Annotated in this window: 26 protein-coding genes; 9 read left to right on the top strand and 17 right to left on the bottom strand. The window is 61.4% G+C overall.

Features of this window, described 5'->3' with window-relative positions; genetic code table 11:
• Positions 1-50: 50 nt before the first annotated feature.
• Positions 51-1,595 carry an alkaline phosphatase family protein gene (locus DZG07_RS05580; RefSeq protein ID WP_119814985.1) on the top strand — a complete coding sequence of 515 codons (1,545 nt, stop codon included), beginning with the start codon at positions 51-53 and terminating at the stop codon, positions 1,593-1,595.
• Between the two features lie 60 nt (positions 1,596-1,655).
• Here the strand turns inward: DZG07_RS05580 and DZG07_RS05575 are convergent, their stop codons facing one another.
• Together DZG07_RS05575 and DZG07_RS23760 are read right to left on the bottom strand one after the other, a co-directional pair.
• A complete protein-coding gene (locus DZG07_RS05575; protein ID WP_119814983.1) occupies positions 1,656-2,609 on the bottom strand; it encodes a PRC-barrel domain-containing protein in 954 nt (317 codons plus the stop codon).
• Positions 2,610-3,036: 427 nt separating this feature from the next.
• Positions 3,037-3,213 carry a hypothetical protein gene (locus tag DZG07_RS23760; protein ID WP_162931560.1) on the bottom strand — a complete coding sequence of 59 codons (177 nt, stop codon included), beginning with the start codon at positions 3,211-3,213 and terminating at the stop codon, positions 3,037-3,039.
• Between the two features lie 122 nt (positions 3,214-3,335).
• Here DZG07_RS23760 and DZG07_RS05570 point away from each other — a divergent pair, with 122 nt between their 5' ends.
• Complete coding sequence (locus DZG07_RS05570; RefSeq protein WP_119814980.1) at positions 3,336-4,880, top strand: HWE histidine kinase domain-containing protein; 1,545 nt, start codon at positions 3,336-3,338, stop codon at positions 4,878-4,880.
• An 8-nt stretch (positions 4,881-4,888) separates the two neighbouring features.
• On the opposite strand, the gene DZG07_RS05565 is transcribed toward DZG07_RS05570, so the two are convergent.
• Entirely contained in the window at positions 4,889-5,353 is a 465-nt protein-coding gene (locus tag DZG07_RS05565) for a hypothetical protein (protein WP_091909716.1), read from the bottom strand.
• 24 nt (positions 5,354-5,377) lie between these two features.
• Positions 5,378-5,713 carry a DUF883 family protein gene (locus tag DZG07_RS05560; RefSeq protein ID WP_091909713.1) on the bottom strand — a complete coding sequence of 112 codons (336 nt, stop codon included), beginning with the start codon at positions 5,711-5,713 and terminating at the stop codon, positions 5,378-5,380.
• Positions 5,714-5,832: 119 nt separating this feature from the next.
• On the opposite strand from DZG07_RS05560, the gene DZG07_RS05555 reads away from it, so the two are divergent.
• Positions 5,833-6,921 carry an AI-2E family transporter gene (locus tag DZG07_RS05555; protein WP_119814977.1) on the top strand — a complete coding sequence of 363 codons (1,089 nt, stop codon included), beginning with the start codon at positions 5,833-5,835 and terminating at the stop codon, positions 6,919-6,921.
• Positions 6,922-6,959: 38 nt separating this feature from the next.
• On the opposite strand, the gene DZG07_RS05550 is transcribed toward DZG07_RS05555, so the two are convergent.
• Positions 6,960-7,721 carry a Crp/Fnr family transcriptional regulator gene (locus DZG07_RS05550; protein WP_091909707.1) on the bottom strand — a complete coding sequence of 254 codons (762 nt, stop codon included), beginning with the start codon at positions 7,719-7,721 and terminating at the stop codon, positions 6,960-6,962.
• Positions 7,722-7,866: 145 nt separating this feature from the next.
• Between DZG07_RS05550 and DZG07_RS05545 the strand changes: the two genes are divergently transcribed.
• Positions 7,867-8,256 carry a response regulator gene (locus DZG07_RS05545; RefSeq protein ID WP_245429588.1) on the top strand — a complete coding sequence of 130 codons (390 nt, stop codon included), beginning with the start codon at positions 7,867-7,869 and terminating at the stop codon, positions 8,254-8,256.
• Here DZG07_RS05545 and DZG07_RS05540 read toward each other — a convergent pair.
• A complete protein-coding gene (locus DZG07_RS05540) occupies positions 8,242-8,790 on the bottom strand; it encodes an RNA polymerase sigma factor (protein WP_091910293.1) in 549 nt (182 codons plus the stop codon). The two genes, DZG07_RS05545 and DZG07_RS05540, sit on opposite strands and share 15 nt — an antisense overlap.
• Positions 8,791-8,795: 5 nt before the next feature.
• Complete coding sequence (locus DZG07_RS05535; protein ID WP_162931559.1) at positions 8,796-8,993, bottom strand: NepR family anti-sigma factor; 198 nt, start codon at positions 8,991-8,993, stop codon at positions 8,796-8,798.
• A 220-nt stretch (positions 8,994-9,213) separates the two neighbouring features.
• Between DZG07_RS05535 and DZG07_RS05530 the strand changes: the two genes are divergently transcribed.
• From DZG07_RS05530 to DZG07_RS05515, 4 genes are all read left to right on the top strand, one after another.
• Complete coding sequence (locus DZG07_RS05530) at positions 9,214-10,008, top strand: response regulator (protein WP_091909699.1); 795 nt, start codon at positions 9,214-9,216, stop codon at positions 10,006-10,008.
• Positions 10,009-10,134: 126 nt separating this feature from the next.
• Positions 10,135-10,299 (top strand): DUF1328 domain-containing protein, encoded by a 165-nt coding sequence (locus DZG07_RS05525; protein WP_018429836.1) that lies wholly within the window; start codon positions 10,135-10,137, stop codon positions 10,297-10,299.
• A 230-nt stretch (positions 10,300-10,529) separates the two neighbouring features.
• Positions 10,530-11,510: a PAS domain-containing sensor histidine kinase gene (locus DZG07_RS05520; RefSeq protein WP_245429630.1), complete on the top strand. Its 981-nt coding sequence runs from the start codon at positions 10,530-10,532 to the stop codon at positions 11,508-11,510.
• 71 nt (positions 11,511-11,581) lie between these two features.
• Positions 11,582-11,908, top strand: coding sequence for a hypothetical protein (locus tag DZG07_RS05515; RefSeq protein ID WP_119814969.1), 327 nt, complete (start codon positions 11,582-11,584; stop codon positions 11,906-11,908).
• A gap of 34 nt (positions 11,909-11,942) precedes the next feature.
• Here DZG07_RS05515 and DZG07_RS05510 read toward each other — a convergent pair whose 3' ends face one another.
• From DZG07_RS05510 to xylF, 4 genes are all read right to left on the bottom strand, one after another.
• Positions 11,943-13,607, bottom strand: a complete 1,665-nt coding sequence (locus tag DZG07_RS05510; protein WP_091909689.1) for a CHASE domain-containing protein — start codon at positions 13,605-13,607, stop codon at positions 11,943-11,945.
• A gap of 84 nt (positions 13,608-13,691) precedes the next feature.
• Positions 13,692-14,480 (bottom strand): ATP-binding cassette domain-containing protein, encoded by a 789-nt coding sequence (locus DZG07_RS05505; protein ID WP_091909686.1) that lies wholly within the window; start codon positions 14,478-14,480, stop codon positions 13,692-13,694.
• A 16-nt stretch (positions 14,481-14,496) separates the two neighbouring features.
• On the bottom strand, positions 14,497-15,816 hold the full coding sequence (locus DZG07_RS05500; RefSeq protein WP_091909683.1) for a sugar ABC transporter permease: 1,320 nt from the start codon (positions 15,814-15,816) through the stop codon (positions 14,497-14,499).
• 192 nt (positions 15,817-16,008) lie between these two features.
• On the bottom strand, positions 16,009-17,052 hold the full coding sequence (xylF, locus tag DZG07_RS05495; RefSeq protein WP_091909680.1) for a D-xylose ABC transporter substrate-binding protein: 1,044 nt from the start codon (positions 17,050-17,052) through the stop codon (positions 16,009-16,011).
• 277 nt (positions 17,053-17,329) lie between these two features.
• Here xylF and DZG07_RS05490 point away from each other — a divergent pair, with 277 nt between their 5' ends.
• Positions 17,330-18,571, top strand: a complete 1,242-nt coding sequence (locus tag DZG07_RS05490) for an ROK family protein (RefSeq protein WP_119814967.1) — start codon at positions 17,330-17,332, stop codon at positions 18,569-18,571.
• 18 nt (positions 18,572-18,589) lie between these two features.
• Here the strand turns inward: DZG07_RS05490 and phoB are convergent, their stop codons facing one another.
• From phoB to DZG07_RS05460, 6 genes are all read right to left on the bottom strand, one after another.
• Entirely contained in the window at positions 18,590-19,279 is a 690-nt protein-coding gene (gene phoB / locus DZG07_RS05485; RefSeq protein ID WP_091909675.1) for a phosphate regulon transcriptional regulator PhoB, read from the bottom strand.
• Between the two features lie 121 nt (positions 19,280-19,400).
• Complete coding sequence (phoU, locus tag DZG07_RS05480) at positions 19,401-20,108, bottom strand: phosphate signaling complex protein PhoU (RefSeq protein ID WP_091909672.1); 708 nt, start codon at positions 20,106-20,108, stop codon at positions 19,401-19,403.
• 33 nt (positions 20,109-20,141) lie between these two features.
• Positions 20,142-20,966: a phosphate ABC transporter ATP-binding protein PstB gene (pstB, locus tag DZG07_RS05475; RefSeq protein WP_091909666.1), complete on the bottom strand. Its 825-nt coding sequence runs from the start codon at positions 20,964-20,966 to the stop codon at positions 20,142-20,144.
• Positions 20,967-20,980: 14 nt separating this feature from the next.
• The gene (gene pstA, locus DZG07_RS05470) at positions 20,981-22,297 is read right to left on the bottom strand and encodes a phosphate ABC transporter permease PstA (protein WP_091909663.1); all 1,317 of its coding nucleotides are present in this window, start codon (positions 22,295-22,297) and stop codon (positions 20,981-20,983) included.
• Positions 22,294-23,760 (bottom strand): phosphate ABC transporter permease subunit PstC, encoded by a 1,467-nt coding sequence (pstC, locus tag DZG07_RS05465; RefSeq protein ID WP_119814964.1) that lies wholly within the window; start codon positions 23,758-23,760, stop codon positions 22,294-22,296. The genes pstA and pstC overlap by 4 nt, the downstream gene beginning before the upstream one ends.
• 66 nt (positions 23,761-23,826) lie before the next feature.
• Positions 23,827-24,864 carry a substrate-binding domain-containing protein gene (locus DZG07_RS05460; protein WP_091909657.1) on the bottom strand — a complete coding sequence of 346 codons (1,038 nt, stop codon included), beginning with the start codon at positions 24,862-24,864 and terminating at the stop codon, positions 23,827-23,829.
• Between the last annotated feature and the right edge of the window lie 110 nt (positions 24,865-24,974).

Below are 24,974 nucleotides of genomic sequence, written 5' to 3'. Positions count from 1 at the left end.
CCCCAAAATTTCGGCTCCATGAGCGGAACATCATTCTGGGGGAACAGCGCGTGGCAGGCAAAGGCAAACGTCCGAACATCCTTCTGATCACCTGCGACCAGTGGCGCGGCGAATGCCTTTCAGCCGCCGGCCACCTTACGGTGAAAACGCCGAATGCCGATGCGCTGGCCGCCGAGGGCGTGCTGTTCAGCCGGCATTTCGGTGGAGCGGCGCCCTGTTCCCCGGCGCGCGCCTGCCTCTATACCGGCCTCTACCAGATGAACAACCGCGTCTGCCGCAACGGCACACCGCTGGATGCCCGCCACGATAACATCGCGCTCGCCGCCCGCCGTCTCGGCTACGACCCGACGCTGTTCGGCTATACCGACGTCGCGCCCGACCCGGATTTCCACGCGCCGGGCGATCCGTTTCTGCGCACCTATGAAGGCGTGCTGCCGGGCTTCACGGCACGCCAGCTTCTGCCCGAACACCAGAAGCAATGGCTGTCCTGGCTTGCCGGGCGCGGCGTCGATTCCAGCGCCGGCTTTCCCGATATCCATCGGCCCGCGAGCGCCAGTGGCAAGGACGTCACCAACGCGCCGCCGGTCTATTCGAAGGACGAGACGCCGGCTGCGTTTCTTTCGGGCGAATTCATCCGCTGGCTTGGCGAACAGGAGGACGCGCAGCCATGGTTCGCGCATGTTTCCTTCCTCAGTCCGCATCCGCCCTTCATCGTGCCGGAACCCTACAACACCATGTACGACCCAGCCGACGGACCGGAATTTCACCGGGCCAAGGACTGGAAGAAGGAAGCGAAGGCGCATCCCTATCTCGCCTATGAATATGAGCAGCAGAAGCGCTCGAAATTCATTCCCGGCGCAAAGGGCAAGGTGCGCGACTGGGGCGAGGACAATTTCCGCCGCATCCGCGCGCTCTATTACGGCATGATCTCGGAAGTGGACGCCCAGCTCGGCCGCATCTGGCAGGCGCTGAAGGCAGATGGCGCATGGGATGACACGATCATCGTCCTGTCCTCAGACCACGCCGAGATGATGGGCGACCATTTCATGCTCGGCAAAGGCGGGTTTTACGACCAGAGTTTTCACATCCCGCTGATCATCCGCGACCCGGCGCGCAACAAGGCTGCCGGAACGACCGTGACGCAGTTCACCGAGGCGGTCGATATCATGCCGACGCTGATCGACCTGCTTGGCGAAAGCGTCCCGGCACATCTCGACGGCCGCTCGCTGAAGCCTTTCCTCAAGGGCCAGACGCCCGAAACATGGCGCGACGCGGCGCATTGGGAGTTCGACTTCCGCTCGATCTCGCAGGGCACGGCGGAGCGTCATTTTGGCCTCAGACCGCAAGAATGTAATCTCTCCGTAGTCCGTTCCGAACGGTTCAAATATGTGCATTTCGGCGGAGGCCTGCCACCGCTTCTCTTCGACCTTGACCAAGATCCGGGCGAGTTGAAAAACCTCGCCAATCAGCCCGATTTTCTCGGCATCCGGCTCGAATTCGCCGAGCGTCTGCTTTCATGGCGTGCGCGCCATCTCGACCAGTCGCTGGCCTTGGTCGAACTGACGGAACACGGTGTGATCGCCTATGGCGGGTGACAAAAAGAAGCCCACGCCGTTGCCGGCGCGGGCCAAAATCACCGATACAATGATCGACGGTTAGTTCATCTTCAGAAGCTGCTCGTCACGCTTGTCACCAAAGGTTGCCTTGTCGTAAGCGGGCTGCGCTTCGAGCTGGTCCTTGGTGAAGTTGGTGTAGAGATACTTGTTGCCGTCCTTGTCGGTCATGAAGGCCAGCTTATCCATGCCGACGGCGACTTCCTTGGCACCCACGCCGAGGAACCCACCGACATCGATGATGACTGCATCGACCTTGTCGTCCTTCAGAACGACATCGCCGATCTTGCCGACGTTGGCGTCTTCAGCCCCATAAACGGTGGTGCCCGTCAGCTCTTCCGAACGGATTTCACCGACCGGCACCTCGGTCAGCTGCGACTTGTCGATTGCAGCGGTTTCGGTGGTATCCGTCGCTGCCGGAGCCTGCGCAGTGTTGTCGTTCGACGGAGCGGCAGGGGCTGCGGCCGTGTTATCGTTCGACGGTGCCGGGGTGGCCGGAGCCATCGCAGTATTGTCAGTTGCCGGTGCCGTCGTATCCGAAGCAGCGGCAGGCGCCGGTGCAGGATCATAGCCGCGGCGATCGAAGTCAGGCAGTGCCTGGAGCTGTTCCTTGGTGGTATTCACCACGGCCCAGCGGTCGCCATTCTGCTCGGCCCAATCGACCTCGGAATAGTTGACGGCAACGTTCTTGGCGCCAAGGCCAAGGAAACCACCGACGCCGACGACGAGCGACTCGATCGCGCCGTCCTTGTTGATGACGATGTCGTTGACCTTGCCGATGTTCTCAGCCTGTTCCCCGGTACCGTTGTAGACGGTTTCGCCGATGATGTTGCTGGCAAGATGACCGTCAGCGCGGGTCACCGGCGTCTCGGCAGGTGCGGCCTCCTGAGCCATCGGAGCAGGGTTGGCAGGAGCCGGGGTAGCGGATTCCTGCGCATATGCAGCGGTAGCCATCAGGGTGGCGATTGCAGTCGTAGCCAAAAGATTGCGGAACATGATAGTCTCTCCTTGTGCGTGATCTCTTATGCACTGCCGCGCCCCGGTCGAACCGTCGCAGGGAAAACTCGGGCGCGGCATCACAACCTCACAACGCCGTTACTTCCATCGAGTTCCGAAATTTGCCGCCCGGCATTGTCCTTTTGGACAAGCAGAAAATTTGCGCAGCGACGGAACCATTCAGCGCTCGGCGCGTTGCGCCCACGATTTCAATTATCTATGCCGGCGCGTGGGGTAGCCGTTTCTTCGATGTATCTGGAGCATTCCCAATGGTTTTGTTGCCGTGCTCGACCGGGTTGAGAGCACGATCTGCATTCCGCGTTCTTGCGGATTTTTGCCGCATATGAGTGCGGCTTGCGAAATCGCCAGTTCTGCGCAGCACACTGGAAATTCCCTGAAATCGGCAATCCCGGACGAGACGTCAGGTCTAGTTCGTCTGGCTGGCCGGCGCCGGCTGATCGGCTGCCGGCTCGATGGATTTGCCGTAAAACTCGACCGCAAACCAGGCCACAGCCGCAAGCAGCAACGCGCATATCAAAATCAAGAGGACATGCCAGCCGCGCCGGCCCTGTCGCGCCTTGTCGGTCGGAATTGTCTTGGGCAAGATAAACCTCCATACGGCGCGCAGGCGCGCCTTTTTCTCCTTGTGGTCAATGCGTCCAGACCGGGGTGGTTCCCACGACGACGTTCGCGGGATTTTTTCAGTTCGGGCCTGGGCAGTTAGAAATGCACGAAGCAGATCGGGATAATTCGGAAACGCTGGACGCCTTGCCGGCAGACGTCAGGCAGATCGTCGGCGACGAACACAGGCGCGCGGTTCTATACGGCTTGCAGACGCTGGATACATCTTCCGACCCCGATTTCGATCGCCTCACCGGCCTTGCCGCCGCACTCATGGACGTGCCCATCGCGCTTGTCAGCCTCGTCGATATCGAGCGGCAATGGTTCAAGTCGTGCATCGGCATGGAGGGCACGGAAACGCCGGTCAGCCTTTCCTTCTGCGCGCATGCCATCACCGCCGGCGACGACGTAATGGTGATCCCGGACGCCACCGCCGACCCGCGCTTTTCGTCGAACGGCCTCGTCACCGGCGAACCTCACATCCGTTTTTATGCCGGAGCGCCGATCACCGTTTCCGGCGAGCGCATCGGCACGCTCTGCGTCATCGACCGCAAGCCGCGACAGCGTCCCTCGCCGGAAAAACTCAACCAGTTGAAGATGCTTGCCGGGCTCGCCTCCAGCCTCTTCGCGCTCAAGGAAGGCACGCGCACCGGCGCGCTTGCCCGCGCCGAACTGGAGCGTGAAGAAAAACGCCGCACCGTTGCAGTGGAGGCCGCGTCGCTGGCAAGCTGGGCCTGGGATGTGCGCACCGGCGCGATCGAATGCGATACGCTTTTCCCGGTCCTGCTCGGTCTGGCGCCAACCACACGGTTGACCGCACGGCAGATTTTCCGCGCAGTCGACCGCCGCGACGTGCGGCAGGCTGAAAGAAGCTTCAGGCAGGCCCTGTCGAGCAATGAAGACTATGTCGGCGAATACCGGATCGCCGGCGTCGAACCCGCACGCTGGCTCGGCGCGCGCGGGCGGGTCGTCGAACGCGATGCGGCTGGCAATGCCACGCTCGTCTTCGGCGTCAATTACGATATCAGTGAAAGAAAGCTGGCTGAAGAACGCCAGCGCCTGCTGCTGCGCGAACTCAACCATCGCGTAAAGAACACGCTGGCGACCGTCCAGGCGCTGGCGACGCAGACCGTGCGCCACGCGCGCGAGCCCGGCGAGTTTCTGGACGCCTTCAGCGCCAGGCTACAGGCGCTCGGGCTAGCCCACGGCATGCTGTCGGACAGGGAATGGCGCGGCATAGCGCTCGACGAACTGATCCAGCTTGAAGTGAAGCCGTTCGACGACGAAGAAACGCCACGCATCAAAATTTCCGGCGAGGATATCTTTCTGTCGCCCGATCAGGCGCTTGGGCTCGGCCTCATCCTGCACGAACTGGCCAGCAACGCGATGAAATACGGCTCGCTTTCCACGCCCGGCGGAACTGTCAACCTTGGCTGGAAGGTCGAGAAAACCCGCCAGTCCCGACGCCTGACACTGACGTGGAAGGAAGCCGGCGGACCGGCGGTCGAAACGCCGCAACGCTTTGGCTTCGGTTCGATCCTGATCCGGCGCAGCCTGTCGAAGATCATCTCAAGCGAAGTGACCCACGAATTCCTGCCGGGTGGCGTGAAGGCGAAAATATCGATGCCGCTCGAGCAGTTTGCAGACTGATGTAGTGATCAGTCCGCGTCGTCGAGCGGTTGTTCGCCCGACCGGCGGCGCGATTTGCGGTTTTCCCGATAGATTTCGTAAGCCACCACGGCCAAGGCCGGCGCTACGATCGCGCCCAGGCCGGCCTTGCCACGAAACAGCCCTGGCAGCACCGCAAGAGCCGAAGCAGCTGCGAGCGCCGTCAGATCCTTGTTGCGCCTGCGCGTTTCACGTCGGCGCTGCGCGCCGGATGTCAGCTTGTTGATGAGGAGAACGAGCCCGGCAAGAACGAGAAAGCCGACGCCGAACGCGACGGCTGCTCGTGTCCAGCCGTAGTGGTGCGCTGTCCAGATATAGGCCCCGGCGATCAGGAAGCTGAGGCCGATAAGCGCGGCAACGCCCGCCAGCAGATAGGCGATTGCCGCGCGCTTGGCGCGGCGCACGGCATGGAGCGTCTCGCCCGAAGCGAAACTTGCAATAAGCGATGCGAGCATACTCTGCGTCCCCCGCCGCGCGTTCTAGCGGCGCGACAACAGCGCGAACAGGAAGCCCACGCCGGCTGCGATGGCCAGCGATGTGACCGGCTTCTCCCGCACGGCGGCGGTGATCTGGTCTTCGATATCCTTGGCATTGCCGCGCAGGCTTTCGATCGTCGCTTCGCCCTGAGCCCGGAGCTGTTCAACGCCTTCCTTGGCTGCGCGGCGCGCGGCGCCATAGGAATGCTCCCCGGTCGTGGCCAATTGCTCGGTCAGCTTGGCGATATCGGCGCGCAACTGGCGGATGTCAGCCTCGATATCCGAGGTCGTGACCGTATCATTGTCGTTCCGGGTGGATTTGCCTGCAGCTGCGGCCATGGTTCAACTCCTTGGGTTTGTACGGTCCAAAACGCCTCATATGCGGCGAGGTTCCGCCGGGAAGGAACGAAACGCGATGAAAGTGCGTTTCCGTGGTCAAGTCCAGCCGGAATTATTGAATGACCGAACGAACGGCCAAGAAGGCGCCAATCGTAAGATTGCCGCCAAAGTCGAATATCGAGATCTTCCTTAGCCGGTCCTCGCAGGTGTCGGTCATCTTCGTTGGGCTGCTCGCTTTCATATTCGCCTTGTGGGCCGGCCAGTATATCCTGGCACCCGTTTCGCTCGGCATCGTCGTCGGCCTGATGCTCGGGCCGCTTGCCTCGAAACTCGAGCGGCGCGGCCTGTTGCCCGGCCTCTCTGCCATTCTCGTTGTCCTTCTGTTCGTCGCCGTCGCCTGTCTCTTCGCGCTAGCGGTCGCAGCACCGCTTTCCTTCTGGATCGGGCGGCTGCCCCAGATCTGGGGAAATCTGCAGCATCAGCTTTCCGAGCTGAAGGGGCCTCTCGACGCCATGCGCGGCATGCGCGACCAGCTGCGCGAATTGACCGGCGGCAAGGGCCTGACCGTATCGGTGGATGAGGGCATGGGCGTGGAAAGCATGGCGACGCTGGCGCCGGCCGTCTTCGGGCAGATCCTGATCTTTTTCGCCAGCCTCTATTTTTTCGTCGCCACCCGCCACCAGACACGCACGGCCATACTCACGCTTTGCTTCAATCGCCGGCTGCGCTGGCGCGTCGCGCATATCTTCCGCGACGTCGAGCAGATGGTCTCGCGCTATCTGCTGTCCATCAGCCTCATCAACATCGGCGAGGGGTTGGCCGTTGGCGTCGGGCTTTATCTCATCGGCGTACCTTCGGCATTGCTTTGGGGCGCGCTGGCGATACTGACGAATTTCGTCGTCTTCATCGGCCCGGCGGTGATGGTCGTCATCCTGTTTCTGATCGGCCTCTCGGAATTCGATTCGCTGGGCGGGGCCTTCCTGCCGGTCGCGATCTACCTTGCCATCAACACCATCGAGGCGCAGTTCGTCACGCCGATGGTGATCGGCCGAACGATGACGCTGAACCCTTTCCTCGTGGTTCTGGCACTGATTTTCTGGATCTGGCTTTGGGGCGCCCTTGGCGGCTTCATAGCCATACCGGCGCTGCTGATCGTTTACGCGATCTTCCGCAACATCGTTCCGGGACTGGACTGGGGCGCGGAGTGAGCACACCCGGATTCAGGTCAGGCCGTCATCACCTGAATCTACACCAAAGGGCGAAGCACTTCGTTCAACCCCTCCCACCGGGCCAGCGTCATAAGGCCGTCAACCTCCAGGATTTCGCAACCACCGTCCCGCCAGATGATCAACTCGCGATCCATCAGCTTGCGCAGCGTCTTGTTGGTGTGGACGAGCGACAGGCCAAGCGTGTCGGCGATATGCTGCTGCGTAATCGGTATTTCCATCGTCTGCTTGCCGTTCAGGCCGACGGTCTTCGCCCGGCTGCCGATGAAGGCGATGAGGTAGGCGGCGCGTTCAAGTGCGGTGCGGCGTCCGACGCTCAGCAGGTTTTCGTCCAGCATCTGCTCTTCGCGCGATGCGATCCAGGTTATGTCGTAGGCAAGGCCGGGATAGTTGCGATAGAGCTCATGCAGCTGGTCGCGCTCGAACACGCACAGCAGCATCGGTGAAAGCGCCTCGACCGAATGCTGCATCTCTCCCATCAGGCTCCCTTGCAGACCGATCAGGTCGCCCGGCATCAGATAGTTGAGAATCTGGCGGCGGCCGTCCGACATCAGCTTGTAGCGAAAACCCCAGCCCGAAAGCACGGTATAAAGGTGAGCGCTGTGGTTCCCCTCGACCAGAACTGTCGCGCCCTTGTCTACCGCCAGCTCGCCCTTCTTGAACTTGCTGACGAAGGCGAGCTCCTCTTTTTCGAACTCGCGAAACACCTTGAGAGGCCGCAGCGGGCACTTCTCGCAGGAAAATTGCCGTGCCAAAAATGATCTAGCCTGCTGTGCTGCCACGGAACTCTCCCCAAAAGCCGATTTATTTCAACGCATTGGAGGTCTGTGAGTTCCAAGTTGCGCGTATTCGGATACATGTCTTTTTTAAATGACAGCGCGGGTGTTACCCGTCATGACTTGCCGCCTTTCAACAAGGTGATTTGAATTGGCAAATTTGCTTTCCGGTATGCGCATCCTGATCCTTGAGGACGAGTTCCTCATTGCGATGGATGTCGAACAGCTGTGCCGGGACAATGGCGCTGCAGATGCAGTGATTGCCCGCAACCTTGACGAGATCGACGAGGAGCAGGCATCGAAAGACTTCGATGCCGCGATCCTCGACGTCATGCTCGGAGGTGCCTCGACACTGCCTTTCGCGAAGAAAATCCATGAGAACGGCGTGCCGTTCATCTTTGCGTCGGGCTATGCGGATGTCGATGAAATCTTTACCGCCTTTCCCGGCGTCCTCGTCGTCGGCAAACCCTATTCCGGCACCGACCTGATCGAGGCGCTGGCAGCGACCGCCGGCCGCCTGCCTGGTTCAAGCGGCGTTTGAGCCCATGACCTGCGCCGAGATCGCGTCCGGCCCGAACTCGGCCTCACCGGATATGTCCAGGATTTCCTGAAGGCGGTTTCTTGCACGGCTGACGCGGCTCTTGATGGTGCCGACGGCACAGCCGCAGATTTCTGCCGCTTCCTCATAGGAAAACCCGGATGCGCCGATCAGGATGATCGCCTCACGCTGGTCTTCCGGAAGCTGTTCCAGCGCACCGCGGAAATCCTTGAGATCGAGCATGCCATGCTGGCTGGGGTGAACCGCCAGGCGCTCGGTCATCACACCGTCGCTGTCCTGCACTTCACGTCCGCGCTTGCGCATCTGCGAATAGAATTCGTTGCGCAAAATGGTGAAGAGCCAGGCCTTGAGATTGGTTCCCATCTGGAAACTCTCATGCTTGTCCCATGCCTTAACGAGCGTTTCCTGCACCAGATCGTCGGCCTTGTCAGCGCTCTGGGTAAGGGAAACGGCAAAGGCGCGCAGGTTCGGGATGGTCGCGAGCAGTTCCGTCTTGAATGCCGGAGAAACGGCCATGCTGATCAACCCTTCTTCTGAAGAGGTTCAGCCTGTTCCAGCTGGCTAAGCAGCTGAGCGAAACGATCCGGCACCTCGTCGGAGACCAGTTCGTCATAATATTGCTTGAGTTTGCGGCCAATTTCCGAGTTGGTTCCGAGTGGATCACCTGACCCGTTTCGGCGCCGATCGACGGGTTCTGTCCCGGTCTTTTGCTTGGTCATGCTATCGATTCGTCCTGTTTTTGCCTTGCGTCTTCCGGTCACGCTGTAGAGAAAACAAGGCGAACGGTATCGGCATCTGGTTGCCCAAATTTCCCCAAAAACGCGGCAGCCCGAAATTCGTTCCCTGTGTGAGGGAACTTTTTCGTAAAAGTCTCGTTGAAGGGACTGGTCATTCAAACTAAGTCAATTTCGACCCATCAGTTGAGGGAAGCATCCTATCATGAGTCTATCTGCAACAATTGCCCCGCATTTGCCTTTCCTCCGGCGTTTTTCCCGTGCGGTTTCCGGATCGCAGCAGAGCGGCGATGCGCTGGTAGCGGCGGTTCTAGAGGCGATCATTGCCGATATAAGCATTTTCCCTGAGGCTTCAAACGATCGCATCGCGCTCTACAAGGTCTTCACGAAGCTGTTCACGTCGATCGCCATCCGCGTACCGCAGGAGGAAACCAACTCCGCGTGGGAACAGCGCGCCGCCGCCAACCTCACCGCGCTGTCGCCATTGCCGCGCCAGGCCTTCCTGCTGGTTGCGGTCGAAGGCTTCACCAATGAGGAAAGCGCCGAAATCCTTGGCGTTACCGAGGAGAAGTTCGTCGAACTGCTGACCCAGGCCAGCAACGAGATTTCGCGGCAGGTTGCTACCGACATCCTCATCATCGAGGACGAGCCGCTGATCGCCATGGACATCGAGGAGATGGTCGAGAGCCTTGGCCACCGTGTCGTCGGCACCGCACGCACGCACACCGAGGCTACGGCGATGTTCAACAAGGCGCGGCCGAAAATGGTGCTGGCGGATATCCAGCTGGCCGATGGCAGCTCGGGCATCGACGCCGTCAACGAAATCCTGACCACCGCCGCCGTGCCGGTCATCTTCATCACCGCCTTCCCCGAGCGCCTGCTGACAGGCGAGCGACCGGAGCCGGCATTCCTCGTCACCAAGCCGTTCAATCCTGATATGGTCAAGGCACTGATCAGCCAGGCGCTGTTCTTTGACCGGCAGGCGAAAGCGGCCGCATAGTCGTGACGCAGATTTAGGGGAAGAAGGTCGTCCCTGTGGCGGCCTTTTTCTTTAAGAATATCTTGTTTCTGGAACCAACAACGCGGTAGCGCGTTTTTCAAACATAGAAATTCAGGGAGTTAGATCATGTTGTACTGGGCCCTTGTATTCCTTGTCGTAGCCATCATTGCCGGCGCGCTCGGCTTTGGCGGTATTGCCGGCACTTCGGCCGGTATTGCGCAGATTCTGTTCTTCATTTTCCTGGCGTTCCTCGTGATCTCGCTGATCGCGGGCCTTTTCCGCCGCGCATAGAGACCATTCGCCAGAAATGACGGGATGCTGGAAACCGCACCCCTCAAACGGTTTCCAGATAGCCGCCGGGCAGCGCTTCCCAACAGGGCGCCGCTCGGCGGAACCTTTTTGGGAGAACGCCAGACCTTTCGGGAACTCATCGCAGATTGAACCGTTCAGCTTGCCAGTGGGAATACCGCACGATGAATTTCACGGAAGGGCAAAGAGGAGGCAAGGACGGCAACGCCTCTTTGGCCCCCTCCGCAGAAGAAAGCTCCCCGCTTGGTAGAAGCCTTCTTCATGCGTTGCGCAACACCGGAATTTCCGTCATCTACCAGGATCGGAACCTGAATATCGTCTGGACGCAGAACCTGCCGGCGCCCTGGTCGCCGAGCGAGGTCGTCGGACGCACCGACAGCGATTTTCTTCCCGCACTTCAAGCAGAACGGATGATTTCCGCAAAGCGCGCGGCGGTGGCAACCACAAATCCTCAAACACTCGTGCTCGATATTCCCGACAAGGAAGGATCTCGATGGTTCGATATCTGGATTGATGCCGACAAGGGCGCGACCGGCGAGGTTCTTGGCGTCATAACCACGGTTGTGGAAGTGACGGAACAGAAACGGCGGGAACAGACGCTCAAGACATTGCTTCGGGAACTGAGCCATCGCTCGAAGAACCTGCTCGCCATCATCCAGAGCATCGCAACCCAGACCGGACGCTACTCAGGCACGATCGACACCTTTCTGTCGCGCTTTCGGGGCCGCCTGCAATCGCTGGCCTCTTCGCAGGACCTGATAACCTCGTCGAACTGGCGCGGTGCGGATCTGCGTGAGCTGGTGACCAGCCAGGTCGGGCGCTATAGCCCGGGAGCGTCCCGCTCGGTCGTCTTCGACGGCGTAAATCCCTATCTCAATCCCAATGCAGCACTTCATATCGGCCTCGCGCTGCATGAATTGACGGTAAATTCGGTAAGTTATGGAGCCCTTTCACGGCCTGGCGGCGTCGTCACGGTCTCTGCCCGCCCGGTAAAGGACGACACTGCCCTATCCTTTTCCTGGACCGAAACAATCGGTCCGGAAGTCAGGGATATGGGCGCAAAAAAGTTCGGCAGCGTGGCGCTTGAGCGCGTCGTCCCAGCTTCCATGAACGGCACGGCGAACCTGGCGATCAAGGACGATACGCTCGAATACCGGCTCGAGATTCCCGCCGGCAGCTTCGAGATAGAGTAGAGCTACAAGCGCCTCACCGCTCTGGAACTTAAAGGGCTCTTCGCTCGTTTACATGGCGAAAGGATCCAGCCATGGAACACATTGCTGCACTGCTGCTGATAATTGGATGCTCAGGCGATCTCAAGCAATGCACCGAGATGCCGGCGCCTGTGACCATTTTCGAGACCGCCGAGGAATGTCAGAGCGTTCTTCCGATGGCTCTGCGTGATGCCAAGGGCAAACATACGCGCACTTTCGCGACATGCGTTCCGGTCGATCCGGCCATGGAAGAGGAAGACGCCGAGCTGACCTGGGATGTCCTGCCTAGTGGCAAGCTGGTCGCCGAAATCGGCGCACCGAATGTGGTGGTCGCCTCAAATCCGGCGCGCACTGATAAGAATTCCGTTCGCCAGCAGTAGGATCGCACGATCCTCGAAGGAGTGACCGCCAATGTCACTCCCTGGTCTTTGAAAGACCTTTCAGCGGGATATCGATCTGAACCAGAAGGCCGTCGGCGCGATAATCGCGTTCGATGGTGCCGTAGAGTTCCCGGGTTATGTTCATATCGATGAGCTTGGTGCCGAACCCCGTTCTTGTCGGCGGCGAGATCGCCTTGTTGCCGCTTTCCGTCCAGGTCAGGCCGAGGCGTCGTTCGCCGCCTTCTTCATGAACCCGCCACTTCACTTTCAACGCAGCAACCGTGTTGCCGGCCTCGCCATATTTCAGCGCGTTGGTGGCAAGCTCGTGGAATGTCAGGCCGAGCGCCTGCGTCGTGGTTTCGTTCAGGAGCACGACCGGGCCCGACAGCATGTCATCGGGCAGATCCTTGCCGAAGACCTGCCCGAGTTCGATGCGCAGGAGTTCGCCGAGATCCGCCTTCTGCCAGCGAGAGCGCGTCAGCATGTCCTGCGAGGCGGCCATCGCCTGAAGCCGCGCGGCAAAGGACGAGGAGAACTCGTTGACATCGGTCGCGTGCGCCGCCGTCTGCCGCGCCATCGCCAGAACCCGCGTGATGGAATTCTTGATGCGATGCTTCATTTCCTGAAGCATCAGATCCTTTTCCAGCAGGCTCTTTTCGGTCGTCTCATGCAGGCGCGCGACGGCATCGTAGGTGCGTTCCTGATAGCGTGCGACCATCGCAATCGCGCCGGCGAGCAGAAGCCCGAACAGGCCGAGCATGACCGGAATTGTCGGCGAGGACGGCTCAGAGAACCCCGCGGTCGGGCGGAAGCGGACCGTCCAGGGCCGGCCAGCCAGCACGATGCTGCGCGTCACGCGAAAATCTTCGCTGTAGGCAGCGCCCGGGGGCGTCGGCGAGCGGTAGAACAGATTGTCGTCGCTGGCGTCGCCGTCGAAGACTTCAGCATGAACCGGCAATAGCGGAGCCGAGCCGAGCGCCGCCTCGAACAAATCGCCGGTGCGGAACGCGACATAGACCAGTCCCGAGACGGTTGGCTTGACGCCTCCGGTGCCGGTATTCGCCTCATCTTCGTCCACGCTTGCAAACACCAGGAACCCGGGCACCTTTTCTGCCGAACCGGTATTCTCGCCGAGAACGATCCGTGCGGTTGCGCGGGGCGCTCCGCTGGTCATTGCCATTTCGATGGCAGCGCGCCGCGCTTCCTCCGTGAACATATCGTAGCCGAGGCTGGATATGTTGGCCTCACTCAACGGCTCGTAGAGCACTATCGGCGTACGCCACTCCAGCTCCGATGGCGGGTAGATCGACCCTTCGGTGCCCCCGATCCTGCGGATGTCCTGCTGGAGCTGAGCTTCATCGCCGCGCTTGGCTATCTCGAGAAAGCCGATGCCCCTCAGGCCCTTGAAGTTGTTTTCAACATCGAGCGCATCGAAGAATGCCTTGAATTCCGTTCGCCCGATCTCACGCCCGCGAACCTTGAAAAGGGCCTGCGTGGAACGCAGCAGCGAAAGGTGGAGATTGAGGCGGCTCTCGATGCGGTTCATGGCATCGTCCACCGTCGCCGCGAACTTGAAACGCGCGGCCTCCTGGGACGAATGATAGGCAAAGCCAGCCATCGCCAGGCTCGCGGCCGCGACAGCCAGGAAAACCGCGACGGAGAGAAATTTCTTCAAGGGCCGGGCCTGCGAATTGCTCATACCAGCCCCTTATTAAAGGGTGCCGGGGGTAATGCAATGCACAGGCCCATGCGATGGATTGGTCGTGGCCTCAGCGCAACAGCTTCAGGCAGCGATGGCCATCGCTCCCGGTCCCGGGATTGCACCGGGCGGGCATTTTCCAAGGATGATCATGCCCAGAACCTCGTCCTTGGTGACGTCCTGGGTGCGCGCGGTGCCGACGACCTGCCCGTTCTTCATGACACAAACGCGGTCGGCGAGATCGAACACGTCATGGATGTCGTGGCTGATCAGGAAGATGCCGATGCCGTCGGCCTTCAGCTGCTTGACCAGTTCGCCGACCTGCGCGGTTTCCTGCGGCCCGAGGGCCGCCGTCGGCTCGTCCATGATGAGGATGCGGGCGTTGAAAAGGATCGCGCGCGCGATCGCCACGGACTGACGCTGGCCGCCCGAAAGCTTGCTCACCGGCTCCTTGAAGCGCTGGAAGCGCGGATTGAGCCGTCCCATCACCTTGCGTGCCTCGGCTTCCATGGCGACGTCATCGAGCGTGCCCCAGGCCGTCCTGAGCTCGCGGCCCAGGAACAGATTGGCGGCGGCATCGACATTGTCGGCCAATGCCAGCGTCTGGTAGATCGTCTCGATGCCGTATTTCTTGGCATCGCGCGGGTTGCCGATCGAGACTTCCTCGCCATTGACGAAGATGGCGCCGCCGTCGCGCTTGTAGGCGCCCGACAGTATCTTGATGAGCGTCGATTTACCGGCGCCATTGTGGCCGAGCAGGGCGACGACTTCGCCGGCATGGAGATCGACCGACGCATCGTCCACGGCGCGAATGCCGCCGAAGGCGATCGAGATGTTCTTCATGTCGACGAGCGGGGTGCTTGTCTGATCCATATGATTGCCTCCCAGATTACTGCACGCGCCGGCGGTAGAGCGTGTCGAGCCACACGGCCACGACCAGCACGAAACCGACGACGATATTCTGCAGCGGCGTGTCGACGCCAAGCAGCACCATGCCCGATTGCAGCGACTGCATCAGCGCAGCACCCAGCATAGCGCCGGCGACCGTGCCGACACCGCCCGCCAGCGACGTACCGCCGATGACGGCTGCCGCGATCACCAGAAGCTCGTCGAGCGTTCCTTGCGCGTTGGTCGCCGCGTTCAGGCGCGCGGTCGAGATCGCGGCGCTGATGGCAGCGAGGAAGCCCATGACCATGAAGATCTTCATGGTTACCCAGCGCGTGTTGATGCCGGCGAGTTCAGCCGCTTCAGGGTTGCCGCCGATGGCGAAGACGTAGCGGCCGAAGCGGGTGCGCGTTGTGACGAAGGTCATGATGATGCCGGCAGCGATCGCCATCAGCACCGGAATGGCGATGCCATGGGCGATGAACAGGCCGCCCTCGGGAATGGTTATGTTGTTGGCCTCGGCATATTTCTTCACCGTGCCTGCCGGCCATGGATAGGAATTGGCGACCCAGACGGCGCCGAGGATGACGGCGCAGGTAACAGCGCCAAGGAACGTTTCGGCCCAGACCGGTCGCAGCGGGAACTTGAAGCGCTTGCGCTGGCGGCGGCCCGAAAGCAGCATCAGGATGACGGCGGCACACGCGACCAAGCCGATGACCCAGCTCCACGTCGCACCGATCGCGCCCTCAGGCCCGCCGCCCATCAGGCGGAACGTTGCATCCATGGGCGCGACCGTTTGGCCGCTGGTGACCCACCACGCCGCACCGCGCCAGACGAGCAGGCCGCCGAGCGTGACGATGAAGGCCGGAATGCCGAGATAGGCGATGAGAAAGCCCTGGAAGGCGCCGATCACCACGCCGACGACGAGGCCGGCAGCCAGCGCAATGACCCAAATGGACGGGTCGCCGAGCGGAAAGCCCATCACCCGCGGCAGGAACACCGCCTGGGTAACGCCCATGATCATGCCGACGAAACCGAGCAGAGAGCCGACGGAAAGGTCGATGTTGCGCGTAACGATGACCAGCACCATGCCGGTGGCCATGACCGCTACAGATGATGATTGAACCGAGAGGTTCCACAGGTTGCGGGGCGTCAGAAACAGCCCGTTCGACAGGATATGGAAGCCGATCCAGATAACCAGGAGCGCGCCGACCATGCCGAGCATGCGGGTATCGAGTTCTGTGGCCTTGAGAAACCGGGCGACAGCGCCGAGTTCGGATGCTCGAGCCCGATCCGCAGATTCGCTCGTTGTCACGTCGGTCATGACTTCCTCCCGCCGGCCTTAACGGTCTTTCGCCGATAGCCGGACTTCATCCTAGCGCATGCCCCTGAAAACCGGAACGATTTCCCGAGGGGGTCATGCGTCGTTTCAAAACATCGGGCCTTCTAGCAAAAGCCCTTAAGAAAACGCCGCGGCTCTGATCAAACCGCGGCGTCGCTATTCAAGCCGAATGGCTTAGTTGCAGGCCGGAACCGAACCTGCCTTCACGCCCTGGCAGACGACGTCCTTGGAAACCCAGCCGGCGTCGATGACGACGTTCAGATTGTCCTTGGTGACCGGAACCGGCTTCAGGAACACCGAGGTCATCTCGACCTTGTTCGGGCCGCCGTCGAACTTCACGGCGTTCGCGATCTTGTCCATCGCGGTGCCGTCAGCGAGCTGCGAGGCGATTTCGGCTGCAGTCTTGCCGAGTTCGCGCGAGTCCTTCCACACCGAAACGGTCTGGGTGCCAAGCGCGATGCGGTTGAGTGCTGCATGGTCGGCATCCTGTCCCGAAACCGGAACCGAGCCGGCCAGGCCCTGGGCGTCGAGAGCGGCAATCGCGCCGCCGGCAGTGCCGTCATTGGCGGCAACGACTGCATCGACCTTGTTGTCGTTGGCGGTCAGGAACTGCTCCATGTTCTTCTGCGCGTTGGCGGGCAGCCAGCCATCGGTATAGGCCTCGCCGACATTCTTGATCTTGCCCGAGTCGATCGCGTCCTTGAGCACTTCCATTGCACCAGCGAACAGGAAGTCCGCGTTCGGATCGGAACCCGAGCCCTTGATGAAGACGTAGTTGCCTTCCGGCTTGACGTCGAACACGCCCTTGGCCTGCATGCGCCCGACTTCCTTGTTGTCGAAGGTCAGGTAGAAGGCGTCCTTGTTTTCGATCAGGCGGTCATAGCCGACAACCGGAATGCCTTCGGCAACGGCCTTTTCGACGGCCGGTCCGATGGCGCTCGAATCCTGTGCCAGGATGATGAGCGCGTTGGCGCCCTGGCTGATCAGGCTTTCGACGTCGGTGAGCTGCTTGGCAGCCGACGACTGCGCGTCAGCGGAAATGTACTTGTCGCCGGATGCTTCGAGAGCAGCCTTGATCGCGGCTTCGTCGGTCTTCCAGCGCTCTTCCTGGAAATTCGACCACGACACGCCGACGATCTTGTCCTTCGCATGCGCAACAGCGCCCAGCGACATGGACAGCGCAACACCCGCCAGCATGGCGGTTGCAAACTTCTTCATGATTTCCTCCCTGGCGCCATGACAGCGCAACGATACTTTGGCCCTCGGGCCCACCCAGAAGCTCTTTTTTTCGAGCCTCGAAAAAAAGAATGACGCATGCGCAGAGTTCTGTCAATATCCTTGTGCCGCTGTTGACGGGCCTGTCTGGTGAAGGGATGGTTCGCAACGGTTGCAAAGGCCAGGAACCCTCGTCCGAGGAGTGATCGCGGTCCAACAACAAGGCAGGAGCCGTTCCGCTTCGGCGGAATGAACAGGCTCCCGGGAGGAATACGAAAACATGTCGGTCGCGATCCGTCACGACGATCTGCGCAAGCGCAACCGCGCCATGGTCATTGCCGCCGTGCGCCAGGCGCAACAGCCGTCGCGCACCGAAATCGCCGGCTCGACCGGCCTCAGCCACTCGACCATTTCCGCAATCTCGTCGGACCTCATCGCCGAGGGCATCCTGCTGGAGGCCAAGGGACCCGAGGCGTCGTCACAAAAGCGCGGGCGGCCACAGGTGGCGCTGGAACTGAACCCCGATGCCGCCGAAATCGTCACCGTCGTCCTTTCCCTGAACTTCCTTTCGGTCGCGATCGTCGACTATTCCGGTGAGGTCGTGTCCGAGGAAGAGCGCAAGCTTGAAACGCTAACCATGTCGCGCGACGGCTTGATCGGCGAATGCGTGGCCATGGTGCGCCGGCAGATCGCGCTGCGTAAATCGGCCGGCCGGCGCGTGATGCGCATCGGCATGGCCGTGCAGGGCATCACCGATTCCACCTCCCGAGCCATGCTGTGGACGCCGATCACGGCGCATACCCACATCGCGTTCGCCGACATCATCGAGGAAGCAACCGGCATTCCGGTGACCGTCGAGAACGACTGCAACATGATCGCGGTGGCGCTGAGATGGCGCAAGCCCGAGCGCTACCACAACGACTTCATCGCCGTGCTGCTTTCGCACGGCATCGGCATGGGCATGGTGCTGAAGGGCGACCTCTTCACCGGCACGCAATCCTCCGGCGGCGAGTTCGGCCATATGATCCACCGGCCCGATGGCGCGCTCTGCCGCTGCGGCCGCCGCGGCTGCGTCGAAGCCTATGCCGGCAACTACGCAATATGGCGTAAGGCAAAACAGGCAAGCGAAGACGACGCGCCGCTTGCCGACATCAGCGATGGCGACATGCGCATGCTGGCAGATGTGGCGCGTGCAGGGCCCGGCCCCGAGCGCGAAGCGTTCCGCAAGGCCGGCGAAGCGATCGGCTTCGGCTTGGGAAGCCTGTTCGCGCTGATCGATCCTGCTCCGGTGGCCGTCGTCGGCATCGGCGCGACCGCTTTCGACCTGATCGAGCCGGCGCTGCGCGAAGCGATCGACAAGACCGCCGGCGGCCAGCACAACAAGGCGATTTCCTTCGATACAGAGCCGAACGAGCTACCACTCATCCGCGAGGGCAGCACCATGCAGGCGCTGACCTTTGTCGATCAGGAGATTTTTGCGCCGGGCTCAAGCCCGGCAGCAGCCGGCCACAAGGTTGCCTGAGAAGCGTCAGGCAACCGCTCAGTCCTCGCGGATGGCGTAGCCCGAGCCGCGAATGGTGCGGATGACATCGGGCATGCGGCCCGTGTTGACGGCCTTGCGCAACCGGCCGACATGCACGTCCACCGTGCGCTCATCGATATAGATCGTCTCGCCCCAGACATTGTCGAGAAGCTGGCTGCGCGAGAAGACTCGGCCGGGATGGCGCATCATGAATTCGAGCAGGCGGAATTCCGTCGGCCCAAGCTTGATCTCGCTCTTCTTGCGATAGACGCGGTGCGCCTCGCGGTCGAGCACGATGTCGCCGACCTTGAGCACGCTGGACAGCACTTCCGGCTTGGCGCGGCGCAAAAGCGCCCTCACCCGCGCCATGAATTCCGGCGTTGAGAACGGCTTGACCAGATAGTCGTCGGCCCCGGTGGAAAGCCCGCGCACGCGGTCGCTTTCTTCACCACGCGCCGTCAGCATGATGATCGGCAGGCGCTCGGTTTCGGGGCGCATTCTCAGCCGCCGGCAAAGCTCGATGCCGGAAACCGCCGGCAGCATCCAGTCCAGCACCAGAAGATCGGGTACGTTTTCCTGAAGCCGGATTTCGGCCTCGTCGCCGCGCGGCACGATCTCGACCTGATAGCCTTCCGATTCGAGATTATAGCGAAGCAGCACGCCCAGCGGCTCTTCGTCTTCGACCACCATGACTTTGGGTGCGATCATCAATTTGCCGTCCTGTTAACGCGATCCGGTTCGAGCCCCCTCGCCTTTCGCATGGTGTCCGGCGGGTTCGCACCGCCGGTGGAACAAGCTTACCCTTTTAAAGCTTCGCTGCCGACCCGCCTCACGCGGCCGGTGCAGTCATCGAAGTTTCGTCCTGCTTCGGCCGATTGAGCGGAAGCTGCTTGCCGGTCATCACATAATAGGCGTTTTCGGCAATGTTGGTGACATGGTCGCCGATACGCTCCAGATTCTTGGCGCAGAACAGGAGATGTGTGCAAGCGGTTATGTTGCGCGGGTCTTCCATCATGTAGGTCAGGAGCTCGCGGAACACGGCGGTGTATTTGACGTCGATCTTCTCATCGGCGGCGCGCAGCGCCTGCAACTCTTCAGGCCGACGCGACACATAGTGGTCGACCACCTCCCGAACCTGATCCAGCACCATGCCCGACATCGCCTCGATCGAATGGGCAAGGTCGCGCGGCGTAGCGCTCTGGCCGACAGCGCTGACGCGCTTGGCGATGTTCTTGGCAAGGTCGCCGATTCGCTCCAGATCGCCGGCCATGCGGATGGCGCCGACCACGGCGCGCAGGTCCTGCGCCATCGGCTGGCGCTTGGCGATCAGCGTGATCGCGCGCTCATCGAGCTCGCGCTGGCGCGCGTCCATGATGGCGTCGTCCGAAACGACGCGCTGGCCGAGCGCATTGTCCGACTGGACCAGCGCCTGGATCGAAGCGCTGACCATCGAGCCGGCCAGGTCGCCCATATCCCGGATGAGACGGTCGATATGTCCCAGATCTTCATCGAAAGAGGTGACGGTATGTTCGCCCATGATGCTGTCCTTGCAATCCGCGTCGTGTTCGCGTCAGCCGAAGCGGCCGGTGATGTAGTCCTGGGTTCGCTTGTCGTCGGGGTTGGTGAACATCTTGTCGGTCGCACCTTCTTCGACGAGATAGCCGAGATGGAACATCGCCGTGCGCTGCGAAACGCGCGCGGCCTGCTGCATCGAGTGGGTGACGATGACGATCGTGTAGTTCTGGCGCAGTTCGTCGATCAGTTCCTCGACCCTTGCAGTCGCGATCGGATCGAGCGCCGAGCACGGCTCATCCATCAGGATCACTTCGGGTGAAACCGCGATCGCGCGCGCGATGCACAGGCGCTGCTGCTGGCCGCCGGAAAGGCCGGTGCCGGGTTCGAGCAGGCGGTCCTTGACCTCGTTGAACAGGCCGGCCTTCTTCAGGCTGGTCTCGACGACATGGTCGAGTTCGGATTTCTTCTTGGCCAGGCCGTGGATGCGCGGGCCGTAAGCGACGTTCTCGTAGATCGACTTCGGGAACGGGTTCGGCTTCTGGAAGACCATGCCGACGCGGGCGCGCAGTTCGACCACGTCGATGTTCTTGTCGTAGATGTCTTCGTTGTCGAGCGTGATCTTGCCGGTCACCCGCGCGCTGTCGATGGTGTCGTTCATGCGGTTAAGGCAGCGCAGGAAGGTCGACTTGCCGCAGCCCGAAGGGCCGATCAGCGCCGTCACCTGGTTCTCGCGCACGTCGAGGTCGACATCGAACAGCGCCTGCTTTTCGCCGTAGAACACGCCGACCTTATTGCCGCGCATCTTGATGATTTCGTTGGGTGTGCCGCTCATTTTATCGCTCACTGCGCTTTCGAGTGCTTTCTCGGTCATGATGTTCATAACATGGTCCTTTTCTACCAGCGCCGTTCAAAGCGGCGGCGCAGCACGATCGCGGTGATGTTCATCGCCATCAGGAAGATGAGCAGGATGATGATGGCGCCCGACATGCGCTCGACGAAAGCGCGCTCGGCCTCGTTGGCCCACATGTAGATCTGCACCGGCAAGGCCGTCGCCGGCTCGAAAGGCGTCGTCGGATAATTGGCGACGAAGGCGACCATGCCGATCAAGAGCAGCGGCGCCGTCTCGCCCAGCGCGCGCGCCAGGCCGATGATGGTGCCGGTCAGGATGCCGGGGGCAGCCAGCGGCAATATGTGCTGGAACACCATCTGCATCTTGGATGCGCCGAGACCCAACGCTGCCGAGCGGATCGACGGCGGCACTGCGGCAAGGGCGGCGCGCGTCGCGATGATGATCGTCGGCAGGGTCATCAGCGTCAGCACGAGGCCGCCGACAAAGGCCGCCGAACGCGGCAGGCCGAGGAAGTTGATGAACACCGACAGACCGAGCAGGCCAAAGACGATCGACGGCACCGCGGCCAGATTGTTGATGTTGACCTCGATCAGGTCGGTCAGGCGGCTCTTCTTGGCGAATTCCTCAAGATAGATCGAGGCGGCAACGCCGATGGGAAGGGCGAGCAGGAGCACGATCACCATCATGTAGAAGGAGCCGATGATCGCTACGCCCATGCCCGAGGTTTCAGGACGGCTGGACGCGCCGAAGGTGAACAGGCCCTTGTTGAAATGCTCGGCCATCGAACCATCGGCCGTCAGCTGCTTCATCCAGATGACCTGCTGGTCGGAAACCTTGCGCCGCGCCTCATCGACGTTGAGATCGATCTGGCCCTTGAAGGCCGAGTCGAGATTGGCGGCCGCCAGGATGTCGACGTTGCGTGTCGTGCCGATGACCGAGGGGTCGGCGGCGACCACATCGCGCAGTTGCGTGCGCGCGCCGTCCGACAGGAAGCCCTTGAGCTTGCGGATCGTCACCTTGTCGTCCGGGTTGATGCCGAGCTTTGCGACCAGCGCATTCTCGGCCAGCTTGGGGTAATTGGCTGAGATCAGCACGCTCGGATCGGTGGCGCGCTTGTTGTCCGGATCAAGGATCTTCTCGTCGAAATTGATCGGCAGGGACACCGTCGTCTGCCAGAACGCCGTGTAGCCCTTGGAGACGATCGAAAACAGCATGATCGCCAGGAAGACGAGGCCGACCGAGATCGCCAGCATGCCGTAGATGCGGAAGCGGCGTTCGGCGGCGTAGCGGCGCTTCAGCCCGATATCGCGGCGCGGACGGGGGACGGCACCAGCCACTGTGTCCATGGAAATGTCGGTCATTCGTACTGTTCCCGGTACTTGCGCACGATGTAGAGGGCGAAGATGTTCATGATCAGCGTCAGGAAGAAGAGCGTGATACCCAGCGCGAAGGCGACCAGCGTCTGCGGCGAGTTGAACTCAAGGTCGCCGGTGAGCTGATTGACGATCTTGACGGTGATGGTGGTCATCGCCTCGAACGGGTTGAGCGTCAGGTTTGCGGCCACGCCTGCGGCAAGCACCACGATCATCGTCTCACCGATGGCACGCGAGGCTGTGAGCAGGATGGCGCCGACAATGCCCGGCAGCGCAGCCGGCAAGATCACCTTGCGGATCGTCTCCGAGCGCGTCGCGCCGAGGCCGAGCGAACCGTCGCGCATGGCGCGCGGCACCGCGGTGATGATGTCGTCGGACAGCGACGAGACCACCGGAATGAGCATGACGCCCATGACGAGGCCGGCTGTCAGGATGCTCTGCGCCTGGATGAAGGAGGTGCCGCCGGCAAGGGCTGCACTGAGGTCGCGCAGGAAGGGTCCGAGCGTCACCAGTGCGAAAATGCCGTAGACGATGGTCGGGATGCCGGCGAGCAGTTCCAGCGCCGGCTTGACCACGGCGCGCACCTTCGGCGAAGCATATTCGGCCATATAGACCGCCGACATCAGGCCGACCGGAACGGCAACCAGCATGGCGACCAGCGCGATATAAAGCGTGCCGGCAAGAAGCGGGATAAGGCCGAACTGACCAGCCGACTCGCCGGCGCCGGCAGCAGCAAAGCGCGGGTCCCAGACGGTGCCGAAGAAGAAGCTGAAGAAAGGCACGCGCTCGAAGAAGTTGATCGACTGGAACAGCATCGAAAGCACGATGCCGACCGTCGTCAGGATGGCGATGGTCGAGGCGCCGAGCAGGCCCCAGAGAATGAGCCTTTCGACATTGTTGCGCGCACGCGCCCTGACTTTGATCTGAGAAAGGCCGAAGACGGCACCGGCGACGGCAAGTGCGAGAACCAGGACCCCGCCGATCAACTGCATCGTGTCCTGCGTGCGGTTGGCATCCACCGCGATCGGTATCATGTAGTCCTGGGTGTCCGGTGCCAGTGCTACGCCGCGCGCTGCAAGCATGGGCTGCAGTTCGGCGAAGGTAGCCGGCAAATTGTTTGCCGCTTCCGGCTCAAGCTTGCGCAGGCCGTTGGCGAGGCTCTTGGTCAGGCTGGCAGCCAATGTGCGGCTGGCAACAGCGCTTTCGGCGGTCTGTGCCGGCAACTGCCCATTGATATGGCTGTTGAGATAGACGCTGGAGCCGATGCTCCAGATGGCCAGCAGGAGAAGTGCGGGCAGCGTGGCGAGCAGGAAGGCCCACCAACCATGATAGTGAGCACGGGAGTGCGGCTTGACCTTGCCATTGTCGTGGGCGGCGGCACGCTGTCGTCCGATGAAAAAGGCGACGGCGCCTATGACGAATACGAGCGCGAAGACGAGCATCAAGGACATGGACTACTCCGGGATGGCAGGCGTTTCGGGGCGCAGGATAATCCCGCGCCCCGAAATGTCGTCTGATTACATGGTCTTGCCGGCGTCGAAGGCTTCGCGCTGTTCCTTGCGCTCGCCTTCCGGAGCCGAAACCAGGCCGTAATCGGCAAGCGGGCTTTCCGGGCCGACCATCTGGTCGTCGAGGAAGAAGTCGACATATTCCTTCAGACCCGGAACGACGCCGAGGTGAGCCTTCTTGACGTAGAAGTACAGCGGACGCGACACCGGATATTCGCCCTTGGCGATGGTCTCGGTCGAAGGAACGATGCCCTCGACGGTCGCGACCTTCAGCTTGTCGGCGTTGTTTTCGTAGAAGGCGAGGCCGAACACGCCGACGCCGGTCTTGTTGGACGCGATGCGGGCGAGCGTTTCGGTGTAGTCGCCGTCGATGTCGACAGCCTTGCCGTCCTTGCGGATAGCAACGCAGGTCTTGGCGGCAGCCTTGTCATCCTGGCCGGCGGCCTTGATGGCATCGATCGCGCCCGAGGACTTGCAGCCTTCGGTCATCAGCTTTTCTTCGAACACTTCGCGGGTGCCGTGCTTTTCACCCGGGATGTAGGCAGCGATGTCCCAGTCGGGCAGGTTCGGGTTGACCTGATTCCACTTGGTGTTCGGGTTGTTGACGAGCTTGCCGTCGACGACGAGCTGGGCAGCAAGTGCCTTGTAGACGTCAGCCGGCACCAGCGCCCAATCCGGGCCGTTGATGTCGGTGGCGAAGACGATGCCGTCATAGCCGATCTTGACTTCCTGGATGTCCTTGACGCCGGCGTCGACGCAGGACTTCACTTCGTCGTCCTTGATCTTGCGCGAGGAATTGGCGATGTCGATGGTGTTCTCGCCGACGCCCTTGCAGAATTCCTTGATGCCGGCGCCGCTGCCGCCGGACTCGACCACAGGGGTCTTGAAGTTGGTGAAGGTCTCGCCGAAGTTCTCGGCAACGATCTTTGCATAGGGCAGAACGGTCGAGGAACCAGCGACCTGGATCTGGTCGCGGGCTGCGGCGTAGCCGGCGGAAGCGGCAAGCGCGATCGCTGCGGCCGACGCCGTAAGAAAGAATTTGGTCATTGGGGCCTAACTCCTGTCGGGGAATTTTCTTCAACGCGTTTCTTTGCGTCGGGAGAGGCATTAACGCCCGATTGTAACAGTCAGATGACAGTTTCATGTCACCTCGGTAA

The organism is Mesorhizobium sp. DCY119 (genome assembly GCF_003590645.1).
GTDB lineage: Bacteria > Pseudomonadota > Alphaproteobacteria > Rhizobiales > Rhizobiaceae > Mesorhizobium_M.
This window is presented reverse-complemented; position numbering and strand designations above follow the sequence as displayed.